The organism is Streptomyces sp. ISL-10 (assembly GCF_018614575.1).
GTDB lineage: Bacteria > Actinomycetota > Actinomycetes > Streptomycetales > Streptomycetaceae > Streptomyces.
The window spans coordinates 512,947-530,939 of sequence record NZ_JAGGOJ010000011.1 but is presented as its reverse complement, the minus strand read 5'-3'; the positions used below and the strand labels follow the sequence as shown (position 1 = coordinate 530,939).

The 17,993-nt window shown below is 71.0% G+C and carries 15 protein-coding genes; 7 read left to right on the top strand and 8 right to left on the bottom strand.

The genetic code is table 11. The features are described from left to right. Position 1: 1 nt before the first annotated feature. The 3 genes from hisB to hisD are packed head-to-tail and all read right to left on the bottom strand — an operon-like array spanning position 2 to position 3,026. The gene (gene hisB, locus J7E88_RS15030; protein ID WP_177148749.1) at positions 2–595 is read right to left on the bottom strand and encodes an imidazoleglycerol-phosphate dehydratase HisB; all 594 of its coding nucleotides are present in this window, start codon (positions 593–595) and stop codon (positions 2–4) included. Then, positions 592–1,707, bottom strand: a complete 1,116-nt coding sequence (locus tag J7E88_RS15025; protein ID WP_215181070.1) for a histidinol-phosphate transaminase — start codon at positions 1,705–1,707, stop codon at positions 592–594. Before J7E88_RS15025 ends, hisB begins: the two co-directional genes overlap by 4 nt. Then, on the bottom strand, positions 1,704–3,026 hold the full coding sequence (hisD, locus tag J7E88_RS15020) for a histidinol dehydrogenase (RefSeq protein WP_215181068.1): 1,323 nt from the start codon (positions 3,024–3,026) through the stop codon (positions 1,704–1,706). The genes J7E88_RS15025 and hisD overlap by 4 nt, the downstream gene beginning before the upstream one ends. A 203-nt stretch (positions 3,027–3,229) precedes the next feature. On the opposite strand from hisD, the gene J7E88_RS15015 reads away from it, so the two are divergent. From J7E88_RS15015 to ybaK, 4 genes are all read left to right on the top strand, one after another. Then, a complete protein-coding gene (locus tag J7E88_RS15015) occupies positions 3,230–4,831 on the top strand; it encodes an oxidoreductase (RefSeq protein ID WP_215181066.1) in 1,602 nt (533 codons plus the stop codon). 130 nt (positions 4,832–4,961) lie between these two features. Beyond that, on the top strand, positions 4,962–5,987 hold the full coding sequence (locus J7E88_RS15010; protein WP_215181064.1) for a hypothetical protein: 1,026 nt from the start codon (positions 4,962–4,964) through the stop codon (positions 5,985–5,987). A gap of 5 nt (positions 5,988–5,992) precedes the next feature. Continuing rightward, positions 5,993–6,733, top strand: a complete 741-nt coding sequence (locus J7E88_RS15005; RefSeq protein ID WP_215181061.1) for an LON peptidase substrate-binding domain-containing protein — start codon at positions 5,993–5,995, stop codon at positions 6,731–6,733. 17 nt (positions 6,734–6,750) lie between these two features. Beyond that, entirely contained in the window at positions 6,751–7,248 is a 498-nt protein-coding gene (ybaK, locus tag J7E88_RS15000; protein WP_215181059.1) for a Cys-tRNA(Pro) deacylase, read from the top strand. 411 nt (positions 7,249–7,659) lie between these two features. Here ybaK and J7E88_RS14995 read toward each other — a convergent pair whose 3' ends face one another. The 4 genes from J7E88_RS14995 to J7E88_RS14980 are packed head-to-tail and all read right to left on the bottom strand — an operon-like array spanning position 7,660 to position 11,465. Further along, positions 7,660–8,331, bottom strand: a complete 672-nt coding sequence (locus tag J7E88_RS14995; protein ID WP_215181057.1) for an ABC transporter permease — start codon at positions 8,329–8,331, stop codon at positions 7,660–7,662. Between the two features lie 34 nt (positions 8,332–8,365). Then, positions 8,366–9,187, bottom strand: a complete 822-nt coding sequence (locus J7E88_RS14990) for an ABC transporter permease (protein WP_215181055.1) — start codon at positions 9,185–9,187, stop codon at positions 8,366–8,368. Then, positions 9,184–10,158, bottom strand: a complete 975-nt coding sequence (locus J7E88_RS14985; protein WP_215181545.1) for an ABC transporter ATP-binding protein — start codon at positions 10,156–10,158, stop codon at positions 9,184–9,186. The genes J7E88_RS14990 and J7E88_RS14985 overlap by 4 nt, the downstream gene beginning before the upstream one ends. 20 nt (positions 10,159–10,178) lie before the next feature. Continuing rightward, a complete protein-coding gene (locus J7E88_RS14980) occupies positions 10,179–11,465 on the bottom strand; it encodes an NYN domain-containing protein (protein WP_215181053.1) in 1,287 nt (428 codons plus the stop codon). 304 nt (positions 11,466–11,769) lie between these two features. On the opposite strand from J7E88_RS14980, the gene J7E88_RS14975 reads away from it, so the two are divergent. Beyond that, positions 11,770–11,940 (top strand): hypothetical protein, encoded by a 171-nt coding sequence (locus J7E88_RS14975; protein ID WP_215181051.1) that lies wholly within the window; start codon positions 11,770–11,772, stop codon positions 11,938–11,940. A gap of 108 nt (positions 11,941–12,048) precedes the next feature. Here J7E88_RS14975 and dnaE read toward each other — a convergent pair whose 3' ends face one another. After that, entirely contained in the window at positions 12,049–15,588 is a 3,540-nt protein-coding gene (gene dnaE, locus J7E88_RS14970) for a DNA polymerase III subunit alpha (RefSeq protein ID WP_215181049.1), read from the bottom strand. A 221-nt stretch (positions 15,589–15,809) separates the two neighbouring features. Here dnaE and J7E88_RS14965 point away from each other — a divergent pair, with 221 nt between their 5' ends. Then, positions 15,810–17,174 (top strand): DUF2252 domain-containing protein, encoded by a 1,365-nt coding sequence (locus J7E88_RS14965; RefSeq protein WP_215181047.1) that lies wholly within the window; start codon positions 15,810–15,812, stop codon positions 17,172–17,174. 86 nt (positions 17,175–17,260) lie between these two features. Further along, a complete protein-coding gene (locus J7E88_RS14960; protein WP_215181045.1) occupies positions 17,261–17,953 on the top strand; it encodes a hypothetical protein in 693 nt (230 codons plus the stop codon). The last annotated feature ends 40 nt before the right edge of the window (positions 17,954–17,993 follow it).

The window sequence follows — 17,993 nt, the reverse complement described above, 5'->3', positions numbered from 1 at the left end:
CTCAGAGGGCGCCCTTCGTGGACGGCAGGATGCCGGCGGCGCGCGGGTCGCGCTCCGAGGCGTAGCGCAGGGCGCGGGCGAGGGCCTTGAACTGGCACTCGACGATGTGGTGCGCGTTGCGCCCGTACGGGACGTGGACGTGCAGAGCTATCTGCGCCTGGGCGACGAAGGACTCCAGGATGTGACGGGTCATCGTCGTGTCGTAGGTGCCGATCATCGGCGCCATGTTCTCCGGCTCGGTGTGCACCAGGTACGGGCGGCCGGAGAGGTCCACCGTGACCTGCGCGAGGGACTCGTCCAGGGGCACGGTGCAGTTGCCGAAGCGGTAGATGCCGACCTTGTCGCCGAGGGCCTGCTTGAAGGCGGCGCCGAGCGCGAGCGCGGTGTCCTCGATGGTGTGGTGGGTGTCGATGTGCAGGTCGCCGTCGGTCTTGACGGTCAGGTCGAACAGGCCGTGCCTGCCGAGCTGGTCCAGCATGTGGTCGAAGAAGCCGACGCCGGTGGCGACGTCGACCTTGCCGGTGCCGTCGAGGTCGATCTCGACGACGACCGAGGTCTCCTTGGTGGTGCGCTCGACCCGTCCAGTGCGGCTCATGAGCTCTGCTCCTTCTTCAGTGCGCGAACCGCATCGAGGAACGCGTCGTTCTCTTCGGGCGTGCCGGCGGTGACCCGCAGCCAGCCCGGTACGCCGTTGTCACGGACCAGGACACCCCGGTCGAGGATCTGCTGCCACATCGCAGGGGCATCGTCGAAGCGTCCGAACTGCACGAAGTTGGCGTCGGACTCCGTGACCTCGTAGCCGATGGCGCGCAGTTCGTCGACCAGCCGGTCCCGTTCGGTCTTCAGCTGCTCGACGTACCCGAGCAGCGTATCGGTGTGCTCCAGGGCGGCCAGCGCGGTGGCCTGGGTGACGGCCGACAGGTGGTACGGCAGGCGTACCAGCTGGACGGCGTCGACCACGGCGGGGTGCGCGGCCAGGTAGCCGAGGCGCAGCCCGGCGGCGCCGAATGCCTTCGACATGGTCCGCGAGACCACAAGGTTGGGCCGGCCCTCGATCAGCGGCAGCAGCGAGGGGTGGTGGCTGAACTCCACGTACGCCTCGTCCACCACGACCAGGGACGGCTTGGCCGCCTGCGCGGCCTCGTACAGCGCGATGACGGTGCCCGCGTCGACGGCGGTGCCCGTCGGGTTGTTGGGCGTGGTGACGAACACGACGTCCGGGCGGAGCTCGGCGACGGCTGCCTCGGCCGCGGCGACGTCGACGGTGAAGTCGGCGTTGCGCGGGCCGGAGATCCAGCCGGTGCCGGTGCTGCGGGAGATCAGGCCGTGCATGGAGTACGACGGCTCGAAGCCGATGGCGGTCCTGCCCGGTCCGGCGAAGGTCTGCAGCAACTGCTGGATGACCTCGTTGGAACCGTTGGCGGCCCAGACGTTGGCGGCCGACACCTGGTGGCCGGTCGTCCGGGTGAGGTAGGCGGCGAGCTCGGTGCGCAGCTCGACCGCGTCCCGGTCGGGGTAGCGGTTGAGGCCCCGTGCGGCGTCGCGCACGCGCTCCGCGATGCGCTCGACGAGCGGCTCGGGCAGCGGATAGGGGTTCTCGTTGGTGTTCAGCCGGACGGGGACGTCGAGCTGGGGCGCCCCGTAAGGGGACTTGCCGCGCAGCTCGTCCCGGATCGGCAGGTCGTCGATTCCGATGTCCCCGGTCACTGTCCCGGCACCTTCCAGCCGAACCGTGCCTTCATCGCGGCGCCGTGCGCGGGGAGGTCCTCCGCCTCGGCGAGCGTGACGACGTGGTGGGTGACCTCGGCGAGCGCGTCGCGTGTGTAGTCCACGATGTGGATGCCGCGCAGGAACGACTGCACGGACAGACCCGAGGAGTGGCAGGCGCAGCCGCCGGTCGGCAGGACGTGGTTGGAGCCGGCGGCGTAGTCGCCGAGGGACACCGGCGCCCAGGGGCCGACGAAGATCGCGCCGGCGTTGCGGACCCGGGCCGCGACATCGGCGGCGTCGGCGGTCTGGATCTCCAGGTGCTCGGCGCCGTAGGCGTCGACGACCTTGAGGCCGTCGTCCAGGCCGCCTACCAGGACGATCGCGGACTGCCGGCCGGCGAGGGCGGGCTTGATCCGGTCCTCGACATGCTTGGTGGCGGCGACCTGCGGCACCAGCTCGCGCTCGACCGCGGCGGCGAGCTCCTCGGAGTCGGTGACGAGCACGGCCGCGGCCAGCGGGTCGTGCTCGGCCTGGCTGATCAGGTCGGCGGCCACATGTACGGGGTCGGCGGTCGAGTCGGCGAGGATCGCGATCTCGGTGGGGCCGGCTTCCGCGTCGATGCCGATGCGGCCGGTGAAGTACCGCTTGGCGGCGGCGACCCAGATGTTGCCGGGGCCGGTGACCATGTTCGCCGGGGGGCAGGACTCGGTGCCGTACGCGAACATCGCGACGGCGGTGGCGCCGCCGACCGCGTACACCTCGTGGACGCCGAGCAGGGCGCAGGCCGCGAGGATCGTGGGGTGCGGAAGGCCGTTGAACTCCTTCTGCGCGGGGGACGCGAGCGCGATGGAGACGACACCGGCCTCCTGCGCGGGCACCACGTTCATGATCACGGAGGACGGGTAGACGGAGCGGCCGCCGGGTGCGTAGAGCCCGACCCGGTCGACGGGGACCCACTTCTCGGTGACGGTGCCGCCGGGGACGACCTGGGTGGTGTGATCCTTGCGGCGCTGCGCGCGGTGGACGATCCTGGCGCGCCGGATCGACTCCTCCAGCGCGGCCCTGACCTCGGCGTCGAGCTCGTCCAGCGCCCTGGTCAGGGCTGCGGCGGGCACGCGCACCTGGTCGAGGGTGACGCCGTCGAATTTCTCCGTGTACTCGATCAGCGCCGCGTCGCCACGATGATGCACGTCCTCGCAGATCGGCCGCACCTTCTCCAGGGCGGCCGCCACGTCGAATTCGGCACGGGGCAGCAGGTCGCGCAGAGCGCCACCCTCGGGGAGGGTGTCGCCGCGCAGATCGATTCGAGAGATCACGTGGTCAATTCTCTCAGACCGGATCCGGCGGTTGTGTTCTGTATCAGTGGCTGATACAGACGCGGCCGTCACCAGGCCCCCACCCCTCCCGGAGGCCGAAAACAGCCACCTCAGATCATCTCCGGCCGACTATCACCACTAGCGTTCAGGCCGTCACGCAGCGGGAAGAACAGCTGTACGAGCCAATGAGCGGAGGGGCGGCAGTGACGGAGCCGCTTGACGACGGGCCTCCGGAGGGACTGAGCCCGACCGAACTGCACATGTGGAACGCCTTCAGAAATGGAAGCACGCACGACCTCAGCGACATCGATCCCCTGCTGAACGATCCTTTCTCGCCCCGCCCCTGGGGTCCCGAGCGCAGCGTCCGAGCCTCCATCCTGGCGCGGCTGCTGCTGAACGGGCCCTCGGCGCGGCCCGGCCGTGTCGCGGCGCTCAAGCTGCGCGGCGTCCAGATCACCGGCACCCTCAAGCTCGCCGGCGGCAGCATCGGCCCCTACGTCGAGCTCAACAGCTGCCGATTCGAGAACGAGCTGCTGATGCCGGAGGCGCACTTCACGACCGTGCGCCTGGTCAGCTGCGCGATTCCGCGCATCGAGGCGGCCCGGCTGCGCACGGAGGGCGATCTGCACCTGCCGCGCTGCCGGGTGGAGCACGGCATCCGGCTCACCGACGCGCAGATCGGCACGGACCTGCTGATCAACCAGATCCATGTGCGGCCGGACCGCCGCGGGCGCGCCATCACCGCGGACGGCATGTCGGTCGCCCAGGACTTACAGGCCGAACTGATCGAGACCTACGGCGAGTTCAGTCTGCGCGGCGCGAAGATCGGGGTCTCGCTCAGTCTGCGCGGCAGCCGGCTGCGGGCCGCGGCGGAGCGGCGCGCGCTGAACGCCCCGCAGCTGAGCGTGGAGCGCACGCTGTACATGACGGGCGCATGGGTGAGCGTCGCCACCGGCAACCAGGGCGCCACTCCCCCGTTCGGGATCACCGCCCAAGGGGTGCCGGTGCGCGGCTCGCGGCTGCAGCCCTTCGAGTGCTACGGCGGGGTGCGCCTGGACGACGGGCGGTTCGGTGACGCGGTCGATCTCAACGGCGCGCGGTTCGGCTTGAGTCCGCACGAGGAGCTGTCGCTGCGCCGGATCACGACACCGGAACTGCGGTTCAACGCGGAGCGTCCCGAGGAGGGCCGGGTCGTGCTGAACGGCGCCAAGGTGGTGACGCTGATCGACCTGGCGGCGAGCTGGCCGGGGCCGGGCGGCCTGGCGATGGGCGGCTTCGTCTACGAGAACCTTGTCCCTTACGAGGAGTTCCCGCTGTCGCGCCGGCTGGAGTGGGTGGCATCGGCGACGCCGGAGTACTCCCCGGAGCCGTACGAACGTCTCGCGATGGTGCTGCGCAACAGCGGTGAGGACGCGGACGCGCGTGAGGTGCTGCTGGCCAAGCAGCGCAGGCGGCGCGAGACGCTGCCGCTGGCCGCGAAGCTGTGGGGGTATCTCCAGGACTGGACCGTGGCGTACGGCTACCGGCCGGGGCGGGCGGCGCTGTGGATGGCCGTGCTGTGGGCGGCGGGCACGATCGCCTTCTCCCAGGTCGGTCCGGATCCGATCAAGAAGGACGAGCATCCGGAATGGAATCCCGCTCTGTATGCGCTGGATCTGCTCATTCCGGTGATCAATCTCGGCCAGGACGGCTACTGGCGACTTGACGGGCACTGGCAATGGGCTTCGGCGGCACTGGTGCTTCTCGGGTGGATTCTGGCGACCACGGTGGCAGCGGGCGCGTCGCGTCTGCTGCGCCGCGGCTGAGGCGCCGAGCTCTCTTTGCGACGCGCCTCGACTCGCCTTTACGATCTCTTGACCCGCGCACGGACAACCTTTCCGCCGCTACCAAAGATTCACAGGTGGCTACTGGCGCGGCGCTCACCTGCGGTTTTCAATGGTCCGCACCATGTCTTTCCTTCGCGCCCTGACCCGTACCGCGCGCATGATCCGTCATACGCCCCGGCTGTCCGAAGGCCTTGTGCCCGATGACGCGGTACTGCTCGACGCCCCCGACGAGCGGCTCGGTCCCGCGCTCGTCGCGGCCGCCGAGGGCGAGTACGAGGGAGCGGCGAAACTGCTGGCGACCACCCGGGAATCGGCCGAATGGGAGAACCGCGACCGATACGTGTCGCGGCTCGCGGCCTTCGCCCGCAATCGCGACGAGTGGCTCGCCGGCTGGCTCGGCGCCGCGCCCCGCGACGCGGACGCGCTGCTCGTGAAGGCGCAGCTCGCGCTCGCGCGGGCGTGGGAGTCGCCGGCGCGCGCCGAGCGGCTGCGGGAGGTCGGTCCGCTGATCGACGCGGCGGCGGACGCCGAACCGAGCGACCCGGTGCCGTGGCGCATCGCACTGGACCACGCGCGGGGAACCCATGCCACGCACACGGCCTTCGAGTCCCTGTGGGAACGGGCCATCCGCCGGTCGTCGCACCACTACGGCTGCCATGTGGCGGCCCTGCAGTATCTGTCCGCCCAGTGGTACGGCTCGCACCGCGAGTGCTTCGACTTCGCCGAGCAGGCGGCCGCCGACGCGCTGCCCGGTTCGCTGATCCAGGCGCTCCCCGTCCGGGCGGCGTTCGCCCAGCTGCTCGCCTCTGAGCCGACGACGTCGGTGCAGGACGACCGGATCGACGCGGCGGCGGACCTCGCGATCTCGCTGTCCGCCGACTACGCGGCGGGCGACCCCTGGCCGGCCGAGGTCCGCAACACGCTCACCTACGTGCTCATGGCGCGAGGGCGATGGGCGGACGCGCTGGCGCAGTTCCGGCTGATCGGCCCGTACGCCACCTCCTTCCCCTGGACCTCGGTGACGGACGACCCGCTGGGGCAGTTCCTGCGGGCCCGCGACGGGGCGTGCGTAGAGGTCGCGTACACGATGCCGCTGTGCGGGCGCGGGGGCCGATCCGGCGCCCATTACTCTTGACCCCTGTGACCACCGCTCGCCTCCCCCTCTTCCCGCTGAACTCGGTGCTGTTCCCTGGGCTCGTACTGCCCCTGAACATCTTCGAGGAGCGTTACCGCGCCATGATGCGCGAACTGTTGAAGACGGACGAGGAGGAGCCGAGGCGCTTCGCCGTCGTCGCCATCCGGGACGGACGGGAGGTCGCGCCCACCGCGCCCGGCATGCCGGACCCGACGACCGTCATGGAGCGCGGCCCCGCGGCCGGCTTCGGACCCGACCCGATCCAGGCGTTCCACCAGGTGGGCTGCATCGCCGACGCGGCAACGATCCGGGAGCGGGCGGACGGCAGCTTCGAGGTCCTGGCGACCGGGACGACGCGGGTGAAGCTGCTGTCCGTGGACGCGAGCGGCCCGTTCCTGACGGCGGAGTTCGAGGAGATCCCCGAGGAGCCGGGTGACGGGGCCGGCGCGCTCGCGGAGGGTGTGCTGCGGGCCTTCCGCACCTACCAGCAGCGACTGGCGGGCGCGCGCGAGCGGACGCTGTCGACGGGCACGGAGCTGCCGGACGAGCCGTCGGTGGTCTCCTATCTGGTCGCCGCGGCGGCGGTGCTGGACACCCCCGCGAAGCAGCGGCTGCTCCAGGCGCCGGACACGGCGACGCGGCTGCGAGAGGAACTGAAGCTGCTGCGAACGGAGACGGCTGTACTGCGCCATCTCCCGTCGCTGCCGATGGTCGACCTGACCCGGCAGCCGACGAGCCCCAACTGACGGGAGGGACCGCCCACATGGCGAAGAAGCAGAAGAAGCAGTCGGGAGGCACGCCCGCGACGGTGGCCCTGACGGCCGCGGGCACGCCGTTCACGCTGCACGCGTACGACCACGATCCGTCGACGCCGTCGTACGGCGAGGAGGCGGCGGAGGCACTCGGCGTCTCGCCCGACCGCGTCTTCAAGACCCTCGTCGCGGACGTGGACGGCACCCTGACGGTGGCGGTGGTCCCGGTCGCGGGCCAGCTCGACCTGAAGGCACTGGCGGCGGCGGTGGGCGGCAAGCGGGCGACGATGGCGGACCCGGCGGCGGCGGAACGCACGACGGGCTACGTACGCGGCGGCATCTCGCCCCTCGGCCAGCGCAAGCGCCTGCCGACGGTCCTGGACGCGTCGGCGGCGCAGCACGACTCGATCTGCATCTCGGCGGGCCGCCGCGGCCTGGAGGTCGAACTGTCCCCGGAGTCCCTCGCCGCCCTGACATCGGCGACCATGGCCCCGATCGGCCGCGCGTAGCGCCCGGGGGCCGCGGTTACCAGGGGCGGGGTTGCCGGGGGCGCGCTCCGATGGACCGCGCGCAGCGGCTGGAGGCCGCGGTTACCGGCAGCTCGCTGCGATCGACCGCGCCAAGCGGCTGCGGGCCGCTGCTACCGACAACTCACTCCCATCAGCCGCACCCAGCGGCCGGAGGGCCGCCGGTACCGGGATGCTCCGCTCCGGCCGTGCCCGGAGAGCGCAACGCCCCCGTCGGGGCTCCGCCCCGAACCCCGCGCCTCAATCGCCGGCGGGGCTGGATTCCGCGCAGCGAAAATCCAGCCCGTCCGGCGATTGAGGACACCGCGCGAACCGCGGTACGGAGCCCGGTACGGGGCCGGAGGTACGGGGCCGGGCAGAGCCCGGTACGGGAAGGGGCGGGGTGGGGGAAGGTCACGCCTGCCAGGGACCGTGCGACTCCCACTCCGGCTCCGGGTCCCGCGGCCCGAACAGGGCCGTCAGACCCAGGTGGACCGCCGACGCCGACAGCGGCCACGCCAACAGCGCGTTCTTCGCGCCCAGTTCCAGGTACGCGTCGAACGTGACGCCCTCGCCCACCTCGCGCGCGTGTTCCACCACGTCGGTCGTCGGGCCGAACCAGACGCCGACGCCCCAGCCGAGCAGCGAAGCCAGCACGCCGCCGAGCGCGAGCGCCACCACCAGGACGATGCCGCCGGTGCGGCGGTACAGGAAAACGGCCGCCGCGCTCAGCGCGCCCAGCCCGGCCGCCAGCAGAGCAAACGTTCCGTCTGCGCCGATGGCCTCCTCGCCCTCCGTGTCCTTGAGGAAGACCCCGTTGTCGTGGGAGACGAGCGGCACCCGCGGCGCCAGCCACAGCCACAGCAGCCCGAGCGCCACACCGAGCACCGTCACGGCCACCAGCACCACGGCGCCGTCCCGGAGGTCCTTGCGCAGCTCGTCCGTGTTCCGGCCGTCCTTCTCGCCCGGTCCGTCGCCGGTCCAGGTCGCACCCGCGGGGACAGGGCCCGAGGACGGCGACTGCCAGGGGTTGTCGCCCGAGGGCTGCTCGTTCGGCTGGTGGGGAGGCGTCAGCGGTGCGGTCACACCGCCATCGTGCCAGGCCCGCCCGAGTGACGCCTCACCGGACTGCCGCCCGCCGGTACGCCCACGTCGCCGCGGCCAGCGACACCACTCCGACGACCGCGCAGACCGCGAGATCGAGGCCGACCGCGGCCCAGTCGGGACGCGCGTCGAAGGTACGGGCCAGCGCTTCGACCCCGTAGGTGGAGGGCAGCAGGTCGCGGGCGTACCCGATCGGTGCCGGCAGCCGGTCCGCCGGGAGCACGCCGAGCAGCAGCGCCGCCGACATGCCCAGCTGGCCGAGCAGCGTCGCCAGCTCCTGGCGCGGCGCGAGCAGGCCGAGGGCCGCGCCCAGTCCGGCCAGGGCCGCGCCGGACAGCGGGATCACCGCGGCGAGGACCCACAGGTGCGTCAGCGGCAGCTGGAAGAGCACGCTGCCCGCGACCGCCGTCACCACGGTGCCCGGCACGGTGAAGGAGGCGTACGCCGCTGCCGCGCCCAGCACCACGGCGGCGGGCGGCACCGGCAGCGTGGCGTAGTGGTCGAGGCCGCCGCCGGCGCGCAGCTGCCCGAAGTACTGGGCGAGCAGATTCAGCGCGACGAAGGCGACGACGAGCACGCTCGCGCCGGCGACGACCGCCTTCGCCTCCGTTCCGCCGTCGACGACCCCGCGCATCAGGACCATGATCCCGACGGACTGGAAGGTCGCCACGAACAGCAGCGGGATCCGGGCGACCCGCGCCCGGGACAGCTGCGCCCGGTACACGGCGGCGAGCGCCGGCAGCAGCCGTGCCCGCGGCGCGAGCGGTGCGGGCGCGTGCCCGGTGACGGGCGCCGCCCCGCTCGTGGTCCTCGCCGACTCGGCGGAGATGATGCTCACGCCTTGACCAGCCCCTTCGTCGTGTTCCCGCCGAGTGCCAAGTACACGTCCTCCAGACTCGGGGTGGCCAGCGTGAAGTCGTCGAGCGCAGCGAACGCCGCACCGCCCGTCACCGCGGCGACCGCCGCCCGCGCCTCCTCCGGCCCCAGCCGCAGCACCCACCGACGGCCGGACTCCTGGGCGACACCGCGCAGTGCCGCGACCTCGGGGACGTCCAGCGGCGCCCGCTCGCGCCACACCAGTTCCACGCGGACCTCGCCTGCGACCCGCTCCTTCAGTCCGGAGGGCGAGTCGCAGGCGATGACACGGCCGCGGTCGAGCACGGCGACACGGTCGAGGACGGTCTCGGCCTCGATGACGTTGTGGGTGACGAGGAGCACGGTCGCGCCGTGCTCGGCGCGCCTGCGGTCGACCGCCGCCCACACGGCACGCCGCGCGACGGGGTCCATACCGGTCGTCGGTTCGTCCAGGATCAGGACCGGCCGCTCGCCCACGAGGGTCGCCGCGAAACAGGCGAGCCGCCGCTGACCGCCGGACAGTTTCTTGAGGGGGCGCGCGGCGAGTGCGGTGAGTCCGAGCTCGTCCAGGACTGCGTCCCGTTCGTGCCGCGCCTGCCGGACGGTCAGCCCGCGCAGCCGCCCGGTGGTCTCGGCGGCGAGGGCGACGGTCAGTTCGTCGAGGGCGGTGGACTCCTGGCCGAGGTAGCCGATCAGCCGGGCCGCCCGCTCGGGATGGCGCACCAGGTCGTGGCCGAGGAGCTCGACGGCGCCGGAGTCGGGGCGCATGAGCCCGGTGAGCTGGCGCACCAGGGTGGACTTGCCCGCGCCGTTGGGCCCGAGCAGGCCGAAGACCTCGCCGCGCCGGACATCGAGGCTGATCCCGTCGGTGGCACGCACCTCGGGTGTCCCGGGCGTGCCCCTCCTGCCGCGCGCGGCGGGGTACGTCTTGACCAGATCCCGCACCACGCACACCGTACTCACGAGGTACGAGACTACGGGGTCCGGCCGCCCCGAATGCCCTCGGGCCCCGACTGCTCCCCCGCAGGGGCGTGCTCGGTGGCCGTCCGCACATCGATCTCGCGCCAGAATCCGGCCCGGATCGCATAGCGGTCGTGCTCGTCGATCTGGTCGTCCTTGTGGGCGAGAAGTCCGAAACGCGCCGCGTAACGCAGCAGTTCGCCGTCGATGCGGTGCGGGATGCGCGGATACAGGCCGGACAGCTTCTGCACGTGGCCGGTCTCCGGCAGCCGTTCCATCCAGCGGCGGGCGAAGACCTGGCCCACCTCGAAGGGGTCGCCGCCGACGGTGGTGATGTCCTCCTCCCGGTCGGCCCAGCGCTGCTCGGCGCTGGTGAGCTGCGCGAGGGTGGGCAGGGACGCGCTCTCCGGCGGTTCGCCGAGCGCTCCCTGTCCCGACCGGTCGATCCAGCCCTTGTCGGAGGACCAGCGCAGGGTGGCGTTCACGGGGTGGGCCGCGGGCTGCTGGCCGGGGGCGCGCAGTCCGGCGAGGTCCTTGGGCGTGGGCACGCCCTTGGCCGGGGCGGCGGGGGCGGGTGTGGTGTCGGGGGCGTCGTCGGCGGGTGCGGGTGGTGCGCCGTTGCACGCGGCGGACTCGGCCGCGCGCTCGGCCGAGTCGGCGAGCGCCGACTCGGGCAGCGGCGCGGACAGGATGGCGGCGATCTCGGGGCGCGGCACGGGAGCCGGGGCGCAGACGCCGGTGAGTTCCCTGGCCCGTACCGCGCGGGTGATCCAGACCCGGTCGAGGACGCGGCGTTCGTCGGCCTCGGCGACCAGGTCCTCGGATTGGTTGTAGTCGCCGTCGGCGGCCTGGACGGCCCACAGGTGGACGGCGACGCCGTGCTCCTTGGCGGACATCAGGCCGGGCAGCAGATCGCCGTCGCCGGTGACGAGCACCACGTCGGAACAGGCCCGGTTCCTGGCCAGTTCGGTGAGCTCGGCGTGCATGGCCGCGTCGACGCCCTTCTGGGCCCAGCGGCCGTCGCTTCGGGTCAGGGCGCCGAGGCGGACCGTGACCCTGGGCATCACCCGCAGCCTGCGGTGCTCGGGCTGGGGCACCCGGTCGGGGGCGCCGTCGAACCAGTAGATGCGCAGCAGCGGGCGTTCGGTGTCGGCCTCGGCGAGGTCGCGCAGGCCATGGATCAGGGCGGAGTGGTCGACGGTGATCCGCGACCGCGCCGGTTCTCCCGCGAGAAGGCTCGCGGCGGCGCCCAGCAGATATCCGGCGTCCACCAGGACGACGCAGCGGTCCACGCGTTCCACCCTCTTTCGGGGACTCTTTCGGCGACGTTCCCGTCAGCTGTGCGCGAGCGCCGGGCAGGTCCGGTGATCGCGGGAACTCGGAGGCCGGGAAAGGTCCGGATCGGGGATTCTTCCGGGTTTCCTTCGAGTCTGCCCGACTGCCGCAGTGTTGACGGCCGGAACTCGATCATCGGCGTGGCGGATCGACCGGTCCAGGCCCCTGACGGGCGACTACGGTCCGCAATGATCCAAAATGCGCCGGTTATTCACCTATGTGAGCCTGACAGCGGCTCTGGCACCCAGACCCTCACAGGAGGCAACCACCATGGCCAAGAACAAGAACCGTGAACGCAGACAGAAGTCCTCTCCGGCGGAGCGCGGCCGTCAGGAGGCCACCAAGTCCTCGATGGAGGCGCAGGCGGAGCAGCGCGCGGCGCAGGTGACGCCGTCCGACGTGGCCCACAAGGGCCGGCAGAAGCGCTTCGGCCACAACTGACGGACGTAAGCGGCAAGAAGGGGCGCGCCCGTGACAACGGGTGCGCCCCTTCTGCGTGAACTGCTTCCGCGTGGCTGCTTCCGCGTGACTGCGCCGCGCGGCGAAGGGTCAGCCGGCCAGGCAGGACGGGCCGAGCAGCACCTTCAGGTCGCCGAACAGCGCGGGGTCGGGCTGGACGCGGTGCCGGTCGAGCCGGAGCACCGTCGTCTTGCGCGGGCCCTGGAGTTTGATCCGTACCTCGGTGTTGCCCTTGTGATGGCTGAGGATCTCGCCGAGGCGGCTGACCATGGGCGGGGTGACCTTGACCGTCGGGATGGTCACGACGACCGGCGCGTTGGTGCCGGCCGACGACAGGTCCGGGACCATCAGCTCCATGGCGACGAGCCTGGGCACGTCCTCTCGCTTGTCGAGGCGCCCCTTGACGAAGACCACGGTGTCCTCGACGAGCTGGGTGGACACGAGCTGGTACGTCGCCGGGAAGAACATGCACTCGATCGAACCGGCGAGGTCCTCGACGGTGGCGATCGCCCAGGCGTTGCCCTGCTTGGTCATCTTGCGCTGCAGGCCGGAGATGATGCCGCCGATGGTGACGACCGCGCCGTCCGCGTGCTCGCCGCCCGTCAGCTGGGAGATCGCCGCGTCCGTCTTGTCGGACAGGACGTGCTCGATGCCGAAGAGCGGGTGGTCGGAGACGTACAGGCCGAGCATCTCGCGCTCCTGGGCGAGCAGATACGACTTCTCCCACTCGACGTCGGAGAACTCGACGTCGAGGCCGAAGCCGGGCTCACTGCTCTCCTCCTCGCCCATGCCGCCGAAGAGATCGAACTGCCCCTCGGCTTCCTTGCGCTTGACCGCGACCACGTTGTCGATCATCGGCTCGTGGTGGGCGACCAGGCCCTTGCGGGTGTGGCCCATCTCGTCGAAGGCGCCGGCCTTGATGAGGGACTCGACGGTGCGCTTGTTGCAGACGACGGCCTCGACCTTGTCGAGGAAGTCGGGGAAGGAGCTGTACTTCCCCTTCGCCTTGCGGGTCCTGATGATCGACTCCACGACGTTCTGCCCGACGTTGCGCACGGCGGTGAGGCCGAAGAGGATCACGTCGTCGCCCTGGGCGGCGAAGTTCGACATGGACTCGTTGACGTTGGGCGGGAGCACCTTGATGCCCATGCGCCGGCACTCGTTCAGATAGACGGCCGACTTGTCCTTGTCGTCCTTGACCGAGGTGAGCAGCGCCGCCATGTACTCCGCGGGGTGGTTGGCCTTGAGGTACGCCGTCCAGTAGGAGACGAGGCCGTACGCGGCGGAGTGCGCCTTGTTGAAGGCGTATCCGGCGAAGGGGACCAGCACGTCCCACAGCGCCTGGATGGCCTCGTCGCTGTAGCCCTTCTCCCGGGCGCCCTTCTGGAAGAGGACGAAGTTCTTCGCCAGTTCGTCGGGCTTCTTCTTGCCCATCACGCGGCGGAGGATGTCGGCCTCGCCGAGCGAGTACCCGGCGATGATCTGGGCGGCCTTCTGCACCTGCTCCTGGTAGACGATCAGGCCGTAGGTGACGTCCAGGACCTCCCTGAGGGGCTCCTCCAGCTCCGGGTGGATCGGCGTGATCTCCTGCTGCTTGTTCTTGCGCAGGGCGTAGTTCGTGTGGGAGTTCATGCCCATCGGGCCCGGGCGGTAGAGCGCGGACACGGCGGAGATGTCTTCGAAGTTGTCGGGCTTCATCAGCCGCAGCAGGGAGCGCATGGGCCCGCCGTCGAACTGGAAGACGCCGAGGGTGTCACCGCGCTGGAGCAGCTCGAAGGTCTTGGGGTCGTCGAGCGGGAGGGAGAGCATCTCCAGGTCGATGCCCTTGTTGGACTTCACCATCTTGATGGCGTCGTCCATGATCGTGAGGTTGCGCAGGCCCAGGAAGTCCATCTTCAGCAGGCCGAGCGACTCGCACTGCGGGTAGTCCCACTGGGTGATGGTCACGCCGTCGGTGTGCCTGACCCACACGGGGACATGCTCGGTGATGGTCTCGCTGGACATGATCACGCCGGCGGCGTGCACGCCCATCTGCCGGACCAGGCCCTCGACGCCCTTGGCGGTGTCGATGACCTTCTTCACGTCCGGCTCGTTCTCGTACATCGCGCGGATCTCGCCGGCCTCGCTGTAGCGCGGGTGGGAGGGATCGGTGATGCCGTTGAGGTCGATGCCCTTGCCGAGGACGTCGGCGGGCATGGCCTTGGTGAGCCGGTCTCCCATCGCGTACGGATAGCCCAGCACGCGGGCGGAGTCCTTGATCGCGTTCTTCGCCTTGATCTTGCCGTACGTGCCGATCATGGCGACCTTGTCGGCGCCGTACTTCTCCGTCACATACCTGATCACTTCGACGCGCCTGCGCTCGTCGAAGTCGATGTCGACGTCGGGCATGGAGACGCGCTCGGGGTTGAGGAACCGCTCGAAGATCAGACCGTGCGGGATCGGGTCGAGGTCGGTGATGCCCAGGGCGTACGCCACGATCGAACCGGCCGCGGAGCCACGGCCGGGGCCCACCGCGATGCCCTGGTTCTTCGCCCACATGATGAAGTCGGCGACGACGAGGAAGTACCCCGGGAACCCCATCTGGATGATGACGTCCATCTCGTACTCGGCCTGCCGCTGGCGGTCCTCGGGGATGCCTCCCGGATAGCGGCGCTCCATGCCGCGCCGGACCTCCTCCTTGAACCAGGTGACCTCGGTGTGCCCCTCGGGGATGTCGAACTTCGGCATCAGGTCGCGCTTCTCGAACATCCCCTCCGTCTCGACCTGCTGGGCGACCAGGAGGGTGTTGCGGCACCCCTCCTGCCAGGCGTCGGAGGAGTCGATCGCATACATCTCGTCGGTCGACTTGAGGTAGTAGCCGGTGCCGTCGAACTTGAAGCGGTCGGGGTCGGAGAGGTTCTTGCCGGTCTGGATGCACAGCAGCGCGTCGTGGGCGGTCGCCTCGTGCGCATACGTGTAGTGGGAGTCGTTGGTCACCAGCGGCGGGATGCCGAGCTTCTTGCCGATCTCCAGCAGTCCGTCGCGGACGCGGCGCTCGATCTCGATGCCGTGGTCCATCAGCTCCAGGAAGTAGCGGTCCTTGCCGAAGATGTCCTGGTACTCGGAGGCGGACTTCAGGGCCTCGTCGAACTGGCCGAGGCGCAGTCGGGTCTGGAGCTCGCCGGAGGGGCAGCCGGTGGAGGCGATCAGCCCCTCGGACCACTGGGCGATGGTCTCCTTGTCCATCCGCGGCCACTTCTGCAGCCAGCCCTCCGCGTACGCGTCGGAGGAGAGCCGGAAGAGGTTGTGCAGGCCCGTCGCATTGGCCGCCCAGATGGTCTTGTGGGTGTAACCACCGGAACCGGAGACGTCATCGCGCTTCTGGTGCGGCTGGCCCCACTGGATCTTGCGCTTGTTGCGCCGGGACTCGGGCGCGACATACGCCTCGATGCCGATGATCGGAGTGACGCCGGCCTTCTGCGCGGAGTGGAAGAAGTCGTACGCCCCGTGGAGATTGCCGTGGTCGGACATGGCGATATGGGTCATGCCCATCTCGTTGCACGCGTCGAACATGTCCTTGAGCCGCGCAGCACCGTCCAGCAGCGAGTACTGGGTGTGGACGTGCAGGTGCGTGAAGGGCGGCTTGGTCACGGCGGATGGCCTCCGGGCTGCAGTCTTCCGGGGGGCACACCCCCGGACCCCCGCTTTGGGGGACAGCCTGGAAGTCTACGGCGAGGGACTGACACCCGGTGGGAAACCGCGGGGCGAAACCCCCTCGACGAGGGGTGGCGTGCGGGCACTCCTGCGCACCGTCACGCGTTGGACGGGGCGGAAACGCCTGTCCTTTTTCCTGCACCAGGAGGCACCCCGCGATGCCGGTCCCGCAGCCCACCGCCGAGCAGCGCGGCGAGGAGATCCTCGCCGTCTTCGACACCGCTTTCGGCGAGCTCCTGGCCGCCGACCCGGCCGCCTTCCGGGTCAAGTTCCGCAAGATGGCGGCCTCGGCCTTCGCGTTCTACCGGGGCACGGCATGCCTGTTCTACAGCGACCTGGAGCGGGAGCGGCACGGCGGCCCCTTCCTGGACGAGCGCACCGGCCGGGTGTGGATCCACGGCGATCTCCACGCGGAGAACTTCGGCACCTACATGGACGCCAACGGCCGCCTGATATTCAACGTCAACGACTTCGACGAGGCCTATGTCGGTCCCTTCACCTGGGACGTCAAGCGCCTGGCCGCCTCGATCGCCCTGATCGGCTACACCAAGGCGCTGAGCGACGACCAGATCACCGATCTCGTACGGATCTGCGCCGCCGCCTACCGCGAGCGCGTCCACGCCCTCGCGGCCGGGGCGAAGAACGACGAGCTGCCGCCGTTCACGCTGGACACCGCCGAGGGCCCCCTGCTGGGCGCCCTGCGCACGGCCCGCTCCCTGACCCGGTTCTCGCTGCTGGACTCGATGACCGAGATCCGTGACTTCGAGCGGCGGTTCGCCTCGGGCGCCGGCTCGATCGAGCTGGACGCGGCCACGCGCTACAAGGTGCTCGCCGCCTTCGACGGCTATCTGGAGACGCTGCCGGAGTCGAGCCTGACCCGCCCCGACTCCTACCGGGTCAAGGACGTGGTGGGCCGACGGGGCATCGGTATCGGCTCGGCCGGCCTCCCCTCGTACAACATCCTCCTGGAGGGCAACAGCGACGCCCTGGAGAACGATGTCGTGATCTACATGAAGCAGGCGCAGACGCCGGCCGTCTCCCGCCACATCACCGACCCGGAGATCCGCGACTACTTCCGGCACGAGGGCCACCGCACGGTGATCTCGCAGCGCGCGCTCCAGGACCACGCCGACCCGTGGCTGGGCTGGACCGAGCTGGACGGCTCCGGCCAGCTGGTCGCCGAGGTCTCCCCGTACGCGGTGGACCTTGACTGGTCGGACATCGACGACCCGGCTCAGATAGCGGCCGTCGTCGCCGACCTCGGCCGGGCGACGGCGACGATGCACGCGGCGGCGGACGACGAGAGCGGGCACTCACTGGTGCCGTTCTCCACCGAGCGCGCCATCGACGCGGCGATCGCGGCGGACGAGGACGGCTTCGGCGAGCTGCTGGTCGACTTCGCGCACGGCTACGGCGCCCGGGCCCGGGCGGACCACCAGATCTTCGTGGACCTGTTCCGCAACGGCAGGATCCCCGGCCTGGGGGCGACGGATGCCTACAGGTCGGCGGCCCCGGGCCTGTAAGCGCGTGCCCGGAGGCCGGCGGAGCAAGGCCGGCCGCCCCGGGCCTTTAGGGATCCCTTACGGGAGGGCGTGACAAACTCACGGCGATGGACATATCCGGGATGCGGCTCAGGGCGCTGCGGGCGGCGGTCTTCACGGCACTGGTCGTGACGCTGTCCGCCGCCTCCCATGTGCTGCTCTCGCAGGCTCCGTTGCCGCTGACGACGGTCGCCGCGCTGACCGCCGCCGTCTTCGCCGTCGCCTGCGCGCTGTCGGGCGGGGAGCGCGGTTTCCCGCGGATCGCCGGTCTGCTGATCCCGCTGGAGCTGGCGGCCGACACGGTCTTCACCGCGGGCCAGCACGCCTGTTACGGGGCGGCCGGCGGCCCGGTCACCGGGTCGCTGCGTGCGGTCGGTCTCGATGTGCTGTGCGGTGGCAGCATCGGCGCCCAGTTGCCCGGCGTGGCGGCGGCCGCGCACACCGGGGGCCTCGGCGCCCTGCTGCAGTCCCCCGACCCCGCCGTGCCCTGGCTGCTGCTCGCCGCGCATGTCTCGGTGGGCCTGGTCGCGGCCGCCTGGCTGCGGCGCGGCGAGGCGGCGCTGGCGTCGCTGCTGCGCTCGGTGGGCGTGTTCGCCTTCCGACCGCTGCTGCTCGCGGTCGCCGCGCTGCGCGGCACGCGCGGCGCCCCGCGTACGACGGGCCGCCGGGAACATCGCGAGCCCCGCCCCTCCCGTGCGCTCCAGCTGGTGCACTCCGTGGGACGGAGGGGGCCTCCGCGTCCGGTCGCGCCCTGCGCGTGACGCCGCGCTCTGCGCGCCCGGCCGGAAGTCCCCTTCTCCC

Coding starts and splice junctions, on each gene's coding strand:
- J7E88_RS14965 (WP_215181047.1), top strand. CDS start 15,810: ATGCCGGTCCCGCAGCCCACCGCCGAGCAGCGCGGCGAGGAGATCCTC.
- ybaK (WP_215181059.1), top strand. CDS start 6,751: ATGGCGAAGAAGCAGAAGAAGCAGTCGGGAGGCACGCCCGCGACGGTG.
- J7E88_RS14960 (WP_215181045.1), top strand. CDS start 17,261: ATGGACATATCCGGGATGCGGCTCAGGGCGCTGCGGGCGGCGGTCTTC.
- hisB (WP_177148749.1), bottom strand. CDS start 595: ATGAGCCGCACTGGACGGGTCGAGCGCACCACCAAGGAGACCTCGGTC.
- J7E88_RS15010 (WP_215181064.1), top strand. CDS start 4,962: ATGGTCCGCACCATGTCTTTCCTTCGCGCCCTGACCCGTACCGCGCGC.
- J7E88_RS14975 (WP_215181051.1), top strand. CDS start 11,770: ATGGCCAAGAACAAGAACCGTGAACGCAGACAGAAGTCCTCTCCGGCG.